Origin of the sequence: Paracoccus tibetensis (assembly GCF_900102505.1) — a bacterium.
GTDB classification, from domain to species: domain Bacteria; phylum Pseudomonadota; class Alphaproteobacteria; order Rhodobacterales; family Rhodobacteraceae; genus Paracoccus; species Paracoccus tibetensis.
The window spans coordinates 71,416-86,270 of sequence record NZ_FMVT01000002.1 but is presented as its reverse complement, the minus strand read 5'-3'; the positions used below and the strand labels follow the sequence as shown (position 1 = coordinate 86,270).

General features: G+C 68.3%; 17 protein-coding genes. 16 read left to right on the top strand and 1 reads right to left on the bottom strand.

What is annotated here, in order from left to right; all coding sequences use genetic code 11:
* Positions 1-55 precede the first annotated feature (55 nt).
* The 7 genes from sufC (at position 56) to uvrB (ending at position 7,981) form a co-directional block, all read left to right on the top strand.
* A complete protein-coding gene (sufC, locus tag BLP73_RS03205) occupies positions 56-811 on the top strand; it encodes a Fe-S cluster assembly ATPase SufC (protein ID WP_090740232.1) in 756 nt (251 codons plus the stop codon).
* Positions 811-2,136 carry a SufB/SufD family protein gene (locus BLP73_RS03200; RefSeq protein ID WP_090740230.1) on the top strand — a complete coding sequence of 442 codons (1,326 nt, stop codon included), beginning with the start codon at positions 811-813 and terminating at the stop codon, positions 2,134-2,136. Before sufC ends, BLP73_RS03200 begins: the two co-directional genes overlap by 1 nt.
* On the top strand, positions 2,133-2,630 hold the full coding sequence (locus tag BLP73_RS03195; RefSeq protein ID WP_090740228.1) for a hypothetical protein: 498 nt from the start codon (positions 2,133-2,135) through the stop codon (positions 2,628-2,630). The genes BLP73_RS03200 and BLP73_RS03195 overlap by 4 nt, the downstream gene beginning before the upstream one ends.
* Complete coding sequence (locus BLP73_RS03190; protein WP_090740225.1) at positions 2,630-3,223, top strand: Yip1 family protein; 594 nt, start codon at positions 2,630-2,632, stop codon at positions 3,221-3,223. The genes BLP73_RS03195 and BLP73_RS03190 overlap by 1 nt, the downstream gene beginning before the upstream one ends.
* On the top strand, positions 3,220-4,431 hold the full coding sequence (locus BLP73_RS03185; protein ID WP_090740223.1) for a cysteine desulfurase: 1,212 nt from the start codon (positions 3,220-3,222) through the stop codon (positions 4,429-4,431). The genes BLP73_RS03190 and BLP73_RS03185 overlap by 4 nt, the downstream gene beginning before the upstream one ends.
* Before the next feature lie 91 nt (positions 4,432-4,522).
* Positions 4,523-5,740 carry an NAD(P)/FAD-dependent oxidoreductase gene (locus BLP73_RS03180; RefSeq protein WP_090740709.1) on the top strand — a complete coding sequence of 406 codons (1,218 nt, stop codon included), beginning with the start codon at positions 4,523-4,525 and terminating at the stop codon, positions 5,738-5,740.
* Between the two features lie 54 nt (positions 5,741-5,794).
* Positions 5,795-7,981 carry an excinuclease ABC subunit UvrB gene (gene uvrB / locus BLP73_RS03175; protein ID WP_090740221.1) on the top strand — a complete coding sequence of 729 codons (2,187 nt, stop codon included), beginning with the start codon at positions 5,795-5,797 and terminating at the stop codon, positions 7,979-7,981.
* Here uvrB and BLP73_RS03170 read toward each other — a convergent pair whose 3' ends face one another.
* A complete protein-coding gene (locus tag BLP73_RS03170) occupies positions 7,982-8,260 on the bottom strand; it encodes an I78 family peptidase inhibitor (RefSeq protein WP_090740219.1) in 279 nt (92 codons plus the stop codon). It abuts the gene before it with no gap.
* Positions 8,261-8,335: 75 nt separating this feature from the next.
* Between BLP73_RS03170 and BLP73_RS03165 the strand changes: the two genes are divergently transcribed.
* The 9 genes from BLP73_RS03165 to BLP73_RS03125 all read left to right on the top strand — a co-directional run bounded on the left by BLP73_RS03165 (position 8,336) and on the right by BLP73_RS03125 (position 14,829).
* On the top strand, positions 8,336-8,662 hold the full coding sequence (locus BLP73_RS03165; protein ID WP_217630629.1) for a hypothetical protein: 327 nt from the start codon (positions 8,336-8,338) through the stop codon (positions 8,660-8,662).
* 89 nt (positions 8,663-8,751) lie between these two features.
* On the top strand, positions 8,752-9,063 hold the full coding sequence (locus BLP73_RS03160) for an ETC complex I subunit (protein WP_090740217.1): 312 nt from the start codon (positions 8,752-8,754) through the stop codon (positions 9,061-9,063).
* Between the two features lie 113 nt (positions 9,064-9,176).
* Positions 9,177-9,470 (top strand): ribbon-helix-helix domain-containing protein, encoded by a 294-nt coding sequence (locus tag BLP73_RS03155; RefSeq protein ID WP_090740215.1) that lies wholly within the window; start codon positions 9,177-9,179, stop codon positions 9,468-9,470.
* An 89-nt stretch (positions 9,471-9,559) separates the two neighbouring features.
* On the top strand, positions 9,560-9,955 hold the full coding sequence (locus BLP73_RS03150) for a VOC family protein (protein ID WP_090740213.1): 396 nt from the start codon (positions 9,560-9,562) through the stop codon (positions 9,953-9,955).
* A 53-nt stretch (positions 9,956-10,008) separates the two neighbouring features.
* A complete protein-coding gene (locus BLP73_RS03145) occupies positions 10,009-10,530 on the top strand; it encodes a gluconate 2-dehydrogenase subunit 3 family protein (RefSeq protein WP_090740211.1) in 522 nt (173 codons plus the stop codon).
* 10 nt (positions 10,531-10,540) lie between these two features.
* Positions 10,541-12,115: a GMC family oxidoreductase gene (locus BLP73_RS03140; RefSeq protein WP_090740209.1), complete on the top strand. Its 1,575-nt coding sequence runs from the start codon at positions 10,541-10,543 to the stop codon at positions 12,113-12,115.
* 153 nt (positions 12,116-12,268) lie between these two features.
* A complete protein-coding gene (locus BLP73_RS03135) occupies positions 12,269-13,276 on the top strand; it encodes an ABC transporter substrate-binding protein (protein WP_090740207.1) in 1,008 nt (335 codons plus the stop codon).
* Positions 13,277-13,282: 6 nt separating this feature from the next.
* Positions 13,283-14,071 (top strand): ABC transporter ATP-binding protein, encoded by a 789-nt coding sequence (locus BLP73_RS03130; RefSeq protein ID WP_090740205.1) that lies wholly within the window; start codon positions 13,283-13,285, stop codon positions 14,069-14,071.
* Positions 14,068-14,829 carry an ABC transporter permease gene (locus BLP73_RS03125; RefSeq protein ID WP_090740203.1) on the top strand — a complete coding sequence of 254 codons (762 nt, stop codon included), beginning with the start codon at positions 14,068-14,070 and terminating at the stop codon, positions 14,827-14,829. Before BLP73_RS03130 ends, BLP73_RS03125 begins: the two co-directional genes overlap by 4 nt.
* Positions 14,830-14,855: the final 26 nt, after the last annotated feature.

Sequence of the window (14,855 nt, the reverse complement as noted above, 5' to 3'; positions counted from 1 at the left end):
CCGGCCCCCCGCCCACACGGCGCCCGCAGCGGCGCCTTCGCCGTTTGAGGGAAAGATGCTGAAAATCAACAACCTGCACGTCAAGCTTGAGGAAGAGGACAAGCAGATCCTGAAGGGTCTGTCGCTTGAGGTCCCCGCCGGTCAGGTCCATGCGATCATGGGGCCGAACGGGTCGGGCAAGTCCACGCTGTCCTATGTCCTGTCGGGTCGCGACGGCTACGAGGTGACCGAGGGCGAGGCGCATCTGGACGGCGAGAGCCTGCTGGACATGGAGCCCGAGGAACGCGCCGCCGCCGGCCTGTTCCTCGCGTTCCAGTACCCGGTCGAGATCCCCGGCGTCGGCAACATGACCTTCCTGCGGACCGCTGTGAACGCGCAGCGCAAGGCGCGGGGCGAAACCGAGCTGTCCTCGGGCGAGTTCCTGAAGGAGGTCCGCGCCAAGGCGGCCGAGTTGCAGATCAGCCCCGACATGCTGAAGCGCCCGGTGAACGTGGGCTTCTCGGGCGGCGAGAAGAAGCGCAACGAGATCCTGCAGATGGCCATGCTGGCCCCGCGCATGTGCATCATGGACGAGACCGACTCGGGCCTCGACGTGGACGCGATGCGGCTGGTCTCCGAAGGCGTGAACGCGCTGCGCTCGCCCGACCGCAGCTTCCTTGTGATCACGCATTACCAGCGCCTTCTGAACCACATCCAGCCGGACGTGGTGCACATCATGTCGAACGGCCGCATTGTGAAGTCGGGCGGGCCGGAACTGGCGCTGGAAGTCGAAGAGAACGGCTACGGCGATCTTCTGGCGGAGGCCGGCTGATGGCTGACACGGCCCTCCAGACCAAGGTGCAGCAGACCCCCGAGGTCGCCGGCGCCCCCAAGCCCGCCGGCGCGCTGGACGCGCGGCTGGCCGAGCTGACGCTGCCGCAGGACACGCTCGCCGCCGCCCGCCAGGATGCGCTGTCGCGGCTGCGCGAGATGGGGCTGCCTGGCCCGCGCGACGAATACTGGCGCTACACCGACCCGCGTCCGTTCAACGCGCCTCGCCCCACGGCGCTGCCGCTGAGCGGCGCCGGCGACTCGCCCCTGTTCGGCACGACCGAGCGGCTGCGGCTGGTCTTCGTGGATGGCGTCTTCGATGCGGATGCCTCGGATGCGCTGGCGCTGGACGGGGTCGAGATCTCGCGCCTTGCGGACGGCGCGGACTGGGCGGCGGGCCTCTACGGCACGCTGGAAGCCGCCGGGCAAAAGCCGGTGCGCCGGCCCTTCGCGGCGCTGAACACCGGCTTCGCCACGGACGGGCTGCTGATCCGCGTGACGGGCAAGCCCGCCCGGCCCATCCACATCATCCACCGCCGCGGCAGCGCCGAGGCGGACGCGATGTGGCACCACACCATCCGTCTCGAGCCGGGGGCCGAGCTGACGCTGCTCGAGACGGGGGCGACCGGCGCCCGCTCGAACGGGGTGATCGAGGCCGATCTGGGGCAGGGCGCCCGCTTCCACCACATCGCGGCCAAGCGCGCCGGGGATGCCAAGACCGGGGTCGCGCACATCTTCGCCCGCGTCGCGGCCGAGGCGCAGTTCAAGAGCTTCTCGCTGGCCGTGGGCGGCACGCAGATGCGCCACGAGGGCGTCATCGACATCGCCGGCGACGACGCGGTGGCGCATATCGCGGCCGCCGCTCTGGGCGATGCATCCGCCGCGCCCTTCCACCACGACGACACCATCTTCATCACCCACGGGGCCGAGCGCTGCGAAAGCCGGCAGGTCTTCAAGAAGGTGCTGAAGAACGGCGCGACCGGCGTCTTCCAGGGCAAGATCCTGGTCAAGCCTGGCGCGCAGAAGACCGACGGCTACCAGATCAGCCAGGCGCTGCTGCTGGACGAGGCAAGCCAGTTCCTCGCCAAGCCCGAGCTGGAGATCTACGCCGACGACGTGAAGTGCTCGCACGGCTCGACCACGGGCGCGATCGACGAGGACGCGCTGTTCTACCTGCGCTCGCGCGGTGTGCCGCATGCGCGCGCCGTCGTCTTCCTGGTCCTGTCCTTCCTCGCCGACGCGCTGGAAGAGGTCGAGGACGAGGCGCTGCGATCCGAGATCAACGAAGCCCTGGACGCATGGCTGACGGATCAGGCCGCGATATGACGCCAGCCGCGGGGACCGGGATGGTCCACCGCGTGCTGGAAAGCTGGTGGGCCCCGCGCCGGGTGGTGCGGGGCCTCGCTGGCATGCCGGACCGCGTGCTGATCGCGGTCCTGATGCTGGCCATGCTGATCTTCCTGATCGCGCAGGCGCCGATGAACGCGCGGGCGGCGCAGATCGACCCCTCGATCCCGCTGGACGCGCGGATGGCAGGCTCGCTGATGGCGGTGATCTTCATCATGCCGCTGCTGGCCTACGGGGTCGCGGGCCTCGTGGCGCTGATCTCGCGCGCCGCGCCCAGAAGGCTCGCGCCGCGGGAAAGCCGGCTCGCGCTGTTCTGGGCCCTGCTGGCCGTCGCGCCGGCGATGCTGCTCTCGGGGCTGGTCGCGGGGATGATCGGGCCGGGTCCGGCGCTGACGCTGACGCGCGTGGTCGCGGGCCTCGGCTTTCTCTTCATCTGGGGCGCCGGGATTGCGGCGCTGGCAAGGCGGAACTGATGACGACCGACATGTTCAAGGGGCTGGTCCGGCTCACCTTCCGCAACCCCGAGGAGGCCGCGCATCTGCTTCTGTCGCAGGGCTGGCCGATGTCGGCGCGCTGGATGGGGCTGCTGCTGGCGGTCTCGGTCTCGGGCATCCTGGCCTTCGTCTCGGCGCAGCTCTTCCCGGTGCCCGAGGACGCCGAGGTCCCGACCTTCGCCCTCAGCCAGCAGCCGCTGGTCCTGGCCGGCTTCCAGCTGGCGGCCATCGTCATCGGCGCCTGGCTGATGGCGGGTGTCGGGCGTATGTTCGGCGGCCACGGCCGGTTCGAGGACGCGCTGCTGCTGGCCGTCTGGATCGAGGTCATCCTGCTGATCGTGCAGGTCGTCCAGATCGTCCTGTCGCTGGTCCTGCCGGGCGCCGCGGCGATCATGGGGATCATCGCCATCGCGCTGTTCCTCTGGCTGACCGTGCAGTTCGTGAAGGCGCTGCACGGCTTTTCCAGCGGGCCGAAGATCCTGCTGGTGATGTTCGCCACGCTTCTGGCGATGGGCTTCATCATGTCCTTCTTCGCGGCCTCGTTTGGCCTTCTGCCGGAGATGCCGCAATGAGCTTCGACGTCAACGCCGTTCGTGCCGAGTTCCCGATCCTGTCCCGGCAGGTCAACGGCCGCCCGCTGGTCTACCTGGACAACGGCGCCAGCGCCCAGAAGCCGCGCTGCGTGATCGACGCGATCACCCGCGCCTACGAGGGCGAATACGCCAACGTCCACCGGGGCCTGCACTTCCTGTCGAACCTTGCCACCGACAATTACGAGAAGGTGCGCGCGACCATTGCCCGCTTCCTGAAGGCCCCGCACGAGGACGAGGTGATCTTCACCTCGGGTTCGACCGAGGCGATCAACCTCGTCTCCTATGGCTGGGCCGCGCCGCGGATGCAGGCGGGCGACGAGATCGTGCTGTCCGTGCTGGAGCATCACGCCAACATCGTGCCCTGGCATTTCCTGCGCGAGCGGCAGGGTGTGGTCCTGAAATGGGTCGAGCCCGAGCCCGATGGCAGCCTGCCGCCCGAGAAGGTGCTGGCCGCCGTGGGCCCGAAGACGAAGCTGATCGCCGTCACCCATATGTCGAACGTCACCGGCACCGTGGTGGATGTCGCCGCCATCGCGCGCGGCACCGACGTGCCGGTGCTGGTCGATGGCAGCCAGTCTGCCGTGCACATGCCCGTCGATGTCGGCGCGCTCGGCTGCGATTTCTTCTGCATCACGGGGCACAAGCTCTATGGTCCCTCAGGCTCGGGCGCGATCTGGATCAGCCGCGCGCGGCAGGCCGAGATGCGCCCGTTCCTCGGCGGCGGCGACATGATCCGCACCGTGGCGCGCGACGAGGTCACCTATGCCGACCCGCCCTTGCGCTTCGAGGCGGGCACGCCCGGCATCGTCAACCAGATCGGCTTGGGCGCTGCGCTGGACTACATGATGGACCTGGGGATGGAGAACATCGCCGCGCATGAGCGGGGGTTGCGCGACTATGCGCGCGACCGGCTGCGCGAGCTGAACTGGCTGCAGATTCAGGGCGACGCGCCCGAGAAGGGCGCGATCTTCTCGATGACGATGGAGGGGGCGCATGCGCATGACATCTCGACCATCCTCGACAAGAAGGGCATCGCCGTCCGTGCGGGCAGCCATTGCGCCATGCCGCTGATGGAGTTCTTCGGCGTCACCGCCAGCGCCCGCGCCAGTTTCGGCATGTACAACACGAAGGCAGAAGTGGACGCGCTGGTCGAAGGTTTGACCTTCTGCCGAGAGCTTTTCGCCTGAATCTTGCAAAGATTCTGGCCGTCGCCGAAGAATACTTGTCCCCTCACGCATTCCGCCGCATCGCTGAGCCGGTACGGTGATGGAGGCGGCGATGGCCGAGGTTCTGGTCTTGGGTGCGGGCATGGTCGGCGTCTCGACGGCGCTGGCCCTTCAGGCGCGGGGGCATGACGTCACGATCGTCGAACGGGGCGTGCCGGGGCGCGAGACCAGCTACGGCAATGCCGGCCTGATCCAGACGGAAGCCGTCGAGCCCTATGCCATGCCGCTGGCCCCCGGGGCGCTGCTGCAGATCGCGATGGGCCGGGGCTTCGACGTCAAGTGGACGCCGGCGGGGCTGGTCTCGCAGCTGGGCGCGATCTGGAGCTACGCGATGAATTCGCTGCCGGCGGCGCATCGGCGGGCCTCGGTCACCTGGGGCAAGCTGATCCGGCAGTCCACCGACCGCCACGGCCCGCTGATCGAGGCGGCGGGCGCCGGCAACATCATCCGCAAGAACGGCTATATCGAGCTGCACCGCACGCCCGCGAAGATGGACACCGCCCGTACCACGGCCGAGCGGTTCCGGACCGAGTTCGGTGTGGAGGCGCGACTGCTGGACGGGGCGCAGCTGCGCGCGCTGGAGCCCGCGATCAAGGTGCAGGTCGAGGGCGCGACGCATTGGTCTGACAGCTGGAACTGCGCCGATCCGGGCGGACTTGTCGCCTCCTACGCGGCGCTCTTCCAGAAGCGCGGCGGGCGGATCGTGAACGGTGACGCCGGGGACCTGCACCGCAAGGGCGCGGCCTGGGTCGCGGACGAGGTCGAGGCCGAACATGCCGTTATCGCCCTCGGGCCGTGGTCGCCCATGCTGACGCAGCGCTTCGGGCTCAAGGTGCCGATGGTCTACAAGCGCGGCTATCACCGGCACTACCACATGGAGATGCCGCCCCATCACCCGATCGCGGATTTCGGCAACTCGGTCGTCCTGTCGCCCATGCGCCGGGGCCTTCGGATCGCGACGGCCGCCGAGCTGACGCCCCATCCGCGCCTCTCGCCCCCGCAGCTGAAACATGGCGAAAAGGCCGCGCGCGAGTTGTTCGACATCGGCGCCCCGGTCGAGGCCGAGCCCTGGACCGGCCGCCGCCCCTGCATGCCGGACATGCTGCCTCTGGTGGGCCGGGTGCCGGACCAGCCGAACCTCTGGGCGCATTTCGGCCACGGGCACCAAGGCTTCACCCTCGGCCCGGTGACGGCCGAGATCCTCGCGGACGAGCTGTCGGGCGGGCAGGGCTGGACGGAACTGCAACCCGCACGGCTCTCGCGCGGTTGACTTCCGGCCCGGCAGACACATCTTTGGGGCAGCCTCGAACGGATCAGGAACCTCATGGGTCACAACAACACGAACGCCCCGGTGATGCGCCCCATCGAGGTCACCCGCCCCAAGCTGGAGGGCGGCAAGCGCTTCGTGATGCAGTCCGAGTTCAAGCCGGCGGGCGACCAGCCCACCGCGATCAAGGAGCTGGCGGCTGCAGTGCTGGAGGGTGAGCAGAACCAGGTCCTGCTGGGTGCGACCGGCACCGGCAAGACCTACACGATGGCGAAGGTCATCGAGGAGACGCAGCGCCCGGCCATCATCCTTGCGCCGAACAAGACGCTGGCCGCCCAGCTCTACGGCGAGTTCAAGGGCTTCTTCCCCGACAACGCGGTGGAATACTTCGTCAGCTACTACGACTACTACCAGCCCGAAGCCTACGTCCCGCGCAGCGATACCTATATCGAGAAGGAATCGCAGATCAACGAGGCCATCGACCGGATGCGCCACTCAGCGACTCGGGCGCTTCTGGAACGCGACGACGTGATCATCGTCGCGTCGGTCAGCTGCATCTACGGCATCGGCTCGGTCGAGACCTATTCGGCCATGACGCAGGACATGATCGTCGGGCAGAGCTACGACCAGCGCGAGTTCCTGGGCCAGCTGGTCGCGCAGCAGTACAAGCGGCTCGACACCAGCTTCCAGCGCGGCGCCTTCCGGGTGCGCGGCGATCTGGTCGAGGTCTGGCCCGCCCACCTCGAGGACCGCGCCTGGCGCTTCGACTTCTTCGGCAACGAGCTTGAGGCGATCACTGAGTTCGATCCCCTGACCGGCGTGAAGTCCGACAGCTTCAAGCAGATCCGCATCTACGCCAACAGCCACTACGTCACCCCGCGTCCGACGCTGCAGCAGGCGGTCAAGGGCATCAAAGCCGAGCTTCAGGGCCGCCTGAAGCAGCTTCAGGACGAGGGCAAGCTGCTGGAGGCGCAGCGGCTGGAGCAGCGCACAAATTTCGACATCGAGATGCTGGAGGCGACCGGCGTCTGCAACGGCATCGAGAACTACTCCCGCTACCTGACCGGCCGCGCCCCCGGCGAGCCGCCCCCCACGCTGTTCGAGTTCATCCCCGACAACGCCATCGTCTTCGCCGACGAGAGCCACGTCTCGGTTCCGCAGATCGGCGCGATGTACCGGGGCGACTTCCGGCGCAAGTTCACGCTGGCCGAGCACGGCTTCCGCCTGCCCAGCTGCATGGACAACCGCCCGCTGAAGTTCGAGGAATGGGACGCGATGCGGCCCCAATCCGTCTTCGTCTCGGCCACCCCCGCGCAATGGGAGATGGACCAGACCGGCGGCGTCTTCACCGAGCAGATCATCCGCCCCACCGGGCTTCTGGACCCGCAGATCGAGATCCGCCCGGTCGAGATGCAGGTGGACGACCTGCTGGACGAGGTGCGCCGCGTGACGGCCGCCGGCTACCGCACGCTGGTCACGACCCTGACCAAGCGCATGGCCGAGGACCTGACCGAATACCTGCACGAGCAGGGCATCAAGATCCGCTACATGCACAGCGACATCGACACGATCGAGCGGATCGAGATCCTGCGCGACCTGCGCCTCGGCGCCTTCGACGTGCTGGTGGGGATCAACCTCCTGCGAGAGGGGCTGGACATCCCCGAATGCGGGCTGGTCGCGATCCTGGACGCGGACAAGGAAGGCTTCCTGCGCTCGGAAACCTCGCTCATTCAGACCATCGGCCGGGCGGCGCGCAACGTCGAGGGCCGGGTGATAATGTATGCCGACCGCATTACCGGCAGCATGGAACGCGCCATGGCCGAGACCGAGCGGCGGCGCGAGAAGCAGATGGCCTATAACGAGGCGCATGGCATCACGCCCCAGACCGTCCGCAAGAACGTGGACGATGTGCTGGCGGGCCTCTGGCAGGGCGACACGGACCAGTCGCGCATCACGACGAAGGTGGACAAGCCCCTGATCGGCGCGAACCTCGCGGCGCATCTGGACGCGATGCGCCAGCAGATGCGCAAGGCCGCCGAGAACCTGGAGTTCGAGGAAGCCGCGCGCCTGCGCGACGAGGTAAAGCGGCTAGAGGCGGTGGACCTGGCGATCTCGGACGACCCGATGGCGCGGCAGTCAGCCGTCGAGGAAGCGGCCGAGGTCGCGATGCGCGGCTCGGGCCGCTCGACGGCCGGACGGGCCGGCCAGCGGGGCGGCAACAAGCGCTCGAAGCGGCGGGGGTGATCAGCCGCAGCTGACGCGGCCGATCCAGCCCTTCACGTCCATGAAGATGTTCAGCCGCGCCGGGTCGTAATCCTGCGTGACCATCTGCCCCGGAGAGATCTCGCGCACGCGAAGCGAGGGGGGCAGGAAGGTCTCGCCGATGTTGCGCCCGACCAGCGCCTGGTGCTGGGCGGGATCGCATCGCGTGGCGGCGACGGTGTAGGAGGGGCCAGCCGCGCAGGCCGAGACGAGCAGCGTCGCGGCAAGCAGGGGCGGCAGGTGGCGCAGGTGTCGTGTCATCTCGGATCACCTTCTTGATGTCGGAGCCGGTTCTGTGCCAGCTTCACCGTCGGTCTTTTCGGAAGGGGCGGCAGCATGTCGATGCGGATCAAGGGTCTTCTGGCGGCAGGTATCGTGGCAGCGGCCGGCGGCGCGGCTTTCGCCTCAACGGAAGAGGCGTGGCAGGAGTTCCGCGACCGCACCGAGGCGGCCTGCCTCGCCCTTCTGCCCGAGGGTGCGGCGGCCGACATCTCGGTCGATCCCTTCGGCAGCGAAAGCTACGGGATCGCGCTGCTGCACGTGAGCGAAGGACCGGAAGCGGGCGCCGTGATGGTCTGCGTCATGGACAAGCAGGGCGGCGCGGCCGAGCTGTCGGGCGCCTTCACGCCCTCGGTGCGGCTTGCGCCTCAGGCGGCCGACTGACGCGGCGGCGCCGCATCCGCGGCCAGGGGGCTTGAACCGGACGCGGCTTTTCCACATAACTCGGTCGGATCAGCCAGAGGACGAGCCGCATGACCGTGCGCATCTACCAGCCTTCCCGCAACGCGATGCAGTCGGGCAGCGCCCGCAGCCGGAAATGGGTGCTGGAGTTCCCGCCCAAGGATTCGCGCGAGCTGGACCCGCTGATGGGCTGGACCAGCAGCCGCGACACGCAGGCGCAGGTCCGTCTGCGCTTCGACACGCTGAAGCAGGCCGAGGATTACGCGCGCGAGCACAAGCTGGACTATGTCGTGCAGGTGCCGCACCGCCGCGCCCCGAACGTGCGCCCGCGCGGCTATGGCGAGAATTTCGCGACCGACCGGCGGATGCCCTGGACCCACTGAGGCCGCCCCCTCCAGCGACGAAAGTGTGAGCGCCGTCCCGTCCGGGCGGCGTTGATTTTGGCGCGGGATCGGCGCAATCTGGTCGCCCGGACCCAAGGCCAGAGATCAAGCTGATGTGCCAGATCTTCGCAGGACAGCATCCCGACCGCTACGAGACCGTCACCCGCCGGCTGCGCCTCAACGGGCAGTCCACCTCGATCCGGCTGGAACGGGCCTTCTGGGGCATCCTCGACCAGATCGCCGCGCGCGAGGGGGTCAGCACCCCGGCCTTCATCTCGAAGCTGCATGCCGAGGTGCTCGAGCTGCATGGCGAGGCCCGCAACTTCACCTCGCTTCTGCGCTGCGCCTGCACGATCCACCTTGGCGAAGAACAGGCGCCGCGCATCACCGCCATCGCGGCCGAGTAGGATTTCGCGCCTGTAGTAGCCTGATACTACCCCTGCCGCGCCCGCGCCCCTTAGGCTGATTCTCAGGACAGTCACGACAAGGGGGCCTCATGGCCAAGTATATCCACTCGATGATCCGCGTTCTGGACGAGGCGGCCTCGGTCGATTTCTACGACCGCGCCTTCGGCCTGAAGGTCGCCGAGCGGCTGGATTTCGAGAGCTTCACGCTGATCTACCTCGCCAACGCCGAAAGCGCGACCGAGCTGGAGCTGACCGTGAACAAGGGCCGGACCGAGCCTTACAACCTCGGCGACGGCTACGGCCATGTCGCCTTTTCCGTCGATGACGTGGACGCGGAACATGCGCGCATGCTGGATGCCGGCTTCGCGCCGCGCAAGCTGGTCGATTTCGCGCCCGGCGGCGAGGTGATCGCCCGCTTCTTCTTCATCAAGGACCCGGACGGGTACGAGATCGAGGTCCTGCAAAGGGCAGGCCGCTACAAGTAACGCGCCTGCCCTTGGGGGAGGGCCGGGCGCAACAATCAAGGGGAGGAGGACCCATGCAGGAACTGAGGAAACAGGGGCTGACCCGGCGCGCGCTGCTGAGCCGCGCCGTGGCGGCCGGGGCGCTGGCCGTCACGGGGGCCGGCTTCATCGCCGCGCCCAACGGAGCCTGGGCCGTCGAGGTGCGAAACGTCACCGAGCAGCAGATGGCGACGCTGCTGCAGATGGCGCGCGACATCTATCCCCACGACCGGATCGGCGACCGCTTCTACGCCGTCGCGATCAAGGGCTACGACAGCCCCGAACAGGCGCAGATGGTCGCCGCCGGGATCGAGGCGCTGGACGCCGCCGCCCGCGAGGCGGGGTTCGACAGCTACCTTGGCGCCGGGTGGGAAGCCGACCGCGTCGCCATCCTGCGCAGCATCGAGGAGAGCGACTTCTTCCAGACGGTGCGCGGGGGCCTCGTGACCGGGCTCTACAACCAGAAAGATGTGTGGCCGATCTTCGGATACGAGGGCGAGAGCTTCTCGCAGGGCGGTTACATGTACCGCGGTTTCGACGACATCGACTGGCTTTGAGGAGGCGGACATGGCAACGGCGGCAAAATTCGAACTGACCGACGACAGCGTGGTCGTCATCATCGGCACCGGCGCGGGCGGCGGGGTCCTGGCCAACGAGCTGGCGCAGAAGGGCGTCAAGGTCGTGGCGCTGGAGGCGGGCGGGCGCTACCTGCCCGAGGACTACATCAACGACGAATGGGAAAGCTTCGGCCAGCTGGCCTGGACCGACCCGCGCACGACCAGCGGCGACTGGCGCGTGGCGCGCGATTTCAGCGGCCTGCCGGCCTGGATCGTGAAGGCCGTGGGCGGCACGACGACCCACTGGGCGGGTGCCTCGATCCGCTTTCAGGAGCATGAGTGGAAGGCGCTGACCACCTACGGCGCGGTCGAGGGGGCGAACCTTCTGGACTGGCCGATCGATCATGCCGAGATGGCGCCCTGGTACGAGAAGGCCGAGGCGAAGCTGGGCGTGACCCGCACCGGCAACTTCCCCGGCCTGCCGGGCAACAACAACTACAAGGTCTTCGAGGCGGGCGCGAAGGCCGTCGGCTACAGCCGCGTCTCGACCGGGCACATGGCGATCAACTCCGTCGACAACGACGAGCGCCCGGCCTGCCAGCAGACCGGCTTCTGCTTCCAGGGCTGCAAATGGGGCGCCAAGTGGTCGGCCGCATATACCGACATCCCGAAGGGCGAGGCGACCGGCAATCTCGAGGTGCGCGACCATGCCCATGTCGCCCGCATCCTGCACAATGACGAGGGCCGCGTCACCGGCGTCGAGTATTTCGACAAGGACGGCAACCTCCAGTTCCAGGCCGCGCGGATCGTCGCCGTGGCGGGCAACACCTTCGAGAGCCCGCGGCTGCTGCTGAACAGCGCCTCCAGCATGTTCCCGGACGGGCTTGCGAACAGCTCGGGTCAGGTGGGGCGCAACTACATGCGGCACACCACCGGCTCGGTCTACGGGATCTTCGAGAAGCCCGTGCGGATGTGGCGCGGCACGACCATGGCCGGGATCATCCAGGACGAGGCGCATCACGACCCCTCGCGCGGCTTCGTCGGCGGCTACGAGCTGGAGACGCTGAGCCTCGGCATCCCCTTCATGGCGGCCTTCCTCGACCCCGGCAGCTGGGGGCGCGAGTTCACCAGCGCGCTCGATCAGTACGAGAACATGGCCGGCATGTGGATCGTGGGCGAGGACATGCCGCAGGAGACGAACCGCGTCACCCTGTCTGACACGGTGGACAAGTTCGGCCTCAAGGTCGCCAACGTCCATTTCAGCGACCACCCGAACGACGTGGCGATGCGCAACCACGCCTACGAGCGGGGGCAGGCCATCTACCGCGCGATGGGCGCCACGCGGACGCTGCCGACGCCGCCCTATCCCTCGACCCACAACCTCGGGACCAACCGCATGTCCGAGCGGGCCGAGGACGGGGTGGTGAACAAGTGGGGCCAGACCCACGACATCGCGAACCTCTTCGTCAGCGATGGCAGCCAGTTCACCACCGGCGCGGCCGAGAACCCGACCCTGACCATCGTCGCGCTGGCGATCCGGCAGGCCGACCACATCGCGCGCGAGATGTCGGCGGGCAATCTGTAAGACCTCCGGCCGGCGCCACGCGGCGCCGGCCGATCTGCTACATTTGGAGGCAGTCCGGCGGAACCACGGCTGGTACAAGGGCCTCGGCGCTTGACGCGTCCGGCGGCTCTGCCCACGATAGCGGCAAAAGACGTCCCTCAGGAAGGTTCCCGAATGCTGCTCAAACCCGTCGCCACGGCCCTCGCCACGCTTCTGCTCGGGGGGGCGGCGCTGGCCGACACCGCGATGCCCTTTGCGCTCGACTGGCGCTTCGAGGGCCCGTCGGCCCCCTATTTCGTCGCCGTCGACCAGGGGCTTTTCGAGGCCGAGGGGCTGTCGGTCGAGGTGACGGCGGGCGAAGGCTCGCTGGACGCCATCCCGAAGGTCGCGACGGGCGCCTTCCCGGTGGGCTTCGCCGACATCAACAGCCTCGTGCGGTTCCTCGACCAGAACCCCGGCGCGCCGGTGATCGCGGCGATGATGATCTACGACAAGCCCGCCTTCGCGGTGATCGGGCGCAAGTCGCTCGGCGTCGAGGCGCCGGCGGACCTGATGGGCAAGACCCTCGGCGCGCCGCCGCCCGACGGAGCCTGGGCGCAGTTCCCGATCTTCGCGGCCGAGAACGATCTGGACATGGACCAGATCACGGTCGAGCCGGTGGGCTTTCCGACCCGCGAGCCGATGCTGGCCGAGGGGCAGGTCGCGGCCGTGACGGGCTTCTCCTTCACCTCGTTCCTGAACACCAAGCGGCTCGGCGTGCCCGAGGATGACATCTCGGTCATCCTGATGGCCGATCACGGCGTGGACCTTTATGGCAACGCGGTCATCGTGAACACGGACTTCGCCGAGGCCAACCCCGAGGCGGTCACCGGCTTCTTGCGCGCCGTGGCCGAGGGCTGGAAGGCGACCGCCGCCGATCCCGAGGCCGCCATCGAGGCGCTGACCGGCCGCAACCCGGGCATGGATGCCGCGCTGGAGCTGGAGCGTCTGCAACTGGCGATGGAGACCAACGTCATGACCGATTGGGTCATGGAGAACGGGATGGGCAATATCGACCCGGACCGGATGGCCAACGCGGTCGAGCAGATCAAGCTGACCTACGAGTTCCAGAACGATCCCGATCCTGCGCTCTACTTCAGCGATGCCTGGCTGCCGGATGACGGCAGCCTGTCGATGCAGTAACGAGGGATGCAGAACACGGTCGAGATCAGGCATGTGACCCATGCCTACAAGACGCCTGCCGGCCCGCTGCCCGTGCTGAACGATCTGTCGCTGGCAATCCCGACGGGGGCGTTCTGCGCCGTCGTCGGGCCGTCGGGCTGCGGGAAGTCCACGCTGACGCGGCTCATCGCGGGGCTGATGAAGCCCGACCGGGGCGAGGTCTTCCTGCACGGCGAGCCGGTGCGCGGCCCCCGCTCGACCGTGGGGATGGCGTTCCAGAACCCGGTGCTGCTGGAATGGCGCTCGATCCTCGACAACGTGATCCTGCCGCTGGAGATCGTCGCCCCACGCATGGCGCGCCGGGACCGCGAGGCACGGGCGCGCGAGCTGCTGGCGCTGGTTGGCCTCGAGGGCTTCGAGGCCAAGCGCCCCTCCGAGCTGTCGGGCGGCATGCGCCAGCGCGCCTCGCTCTGCCGCGCGATCGTGCACAAGCCCGAGGTGCTGATCCTCGACGAGCCCTTCGGCGCGCTCGACGCGTTCACGCGCGAGGATCTGTGGCAGACCATGCACGCCCTGCGCCGCGAGGAGCCGTTCACCACGCTGCTCATCACCCATGACCTGCGCGAGTCGATCTTCCTGGCCGACGAGGTGATCGTCCTCTCGGGCCGCCCCGCGACGGCGCAATACCGCATGGACGTGCCGGGCGGGACCGGGCGGACGCTGGACGACCTTTATACGCCCGAGGCGGCCGACCGGCTGAACCTTCTGCGCCACCAGATCCAGATCGCGCAGGGCCGGCACGAGGCCGCCGCATGAGCGCCCGCAAGATCGCCGTCCCGCTGGTCGCCATCGTCCTGTTCCTGCTGTTCTGGGAGTTCCTCGTCTGGTTCAACGGCTGGCCGCGCTACCGCATGGCCGCGCCCTCGGACCTGCCGCCGGCCTATTGGCGCTTCCGCTGGCTGTTCATCGAGATGGGCTGGCAGACCCTCTGGCGCACCGTCGCCGGGCTGATCCTTGCCGTGATCTTCGGCACGGCGCTCGGCGTGGTGATGGGGTTCTCGCGCACCATGCGCGACGCCCTTTACCCGCTGCTGGTGGGCTTCAACGCCGTCCCGAAGGCGACCGTCGTGCCGATCATCGCGCTGATGTTCGTCGGCCAGCACGACTTCAACACGGTGCTCATCGCCTTCCTCATCAGCTTCTTTCCCATCGCCGTCTCGGTCTCGATCGGCCTCTCGACGCTGGAGCCGGAATACCGCGACATCCTGCGCTCGCTCGGCGCCAGCAAGCTGACCATCTTCTGGAAGATCGCGCTGCCGAAGACCCTGCCCGAGTTCTTCGGCGCGCTGAAGGTCGCCGTGACGCTGGCCTTCATCGGCACCAACCTGATGGAGATCGTCTCGCCCCACGGACGCGGCCTCGGCGCGCTGTTCGACAGCGGGCGCATCAACTCGGACTACCCGCTGATGTTCGCGGTGCTGATCGCCTTGGCCTTCCTGGGGATCGTGCTCTACTACATCGTCGTCGCGCTCGAGCGGGTCTTCGCGGGCTGGGCGGATCGCAGCCCCGCCTGACCCGGCTGCGCCCGCCCTTCCGCCGG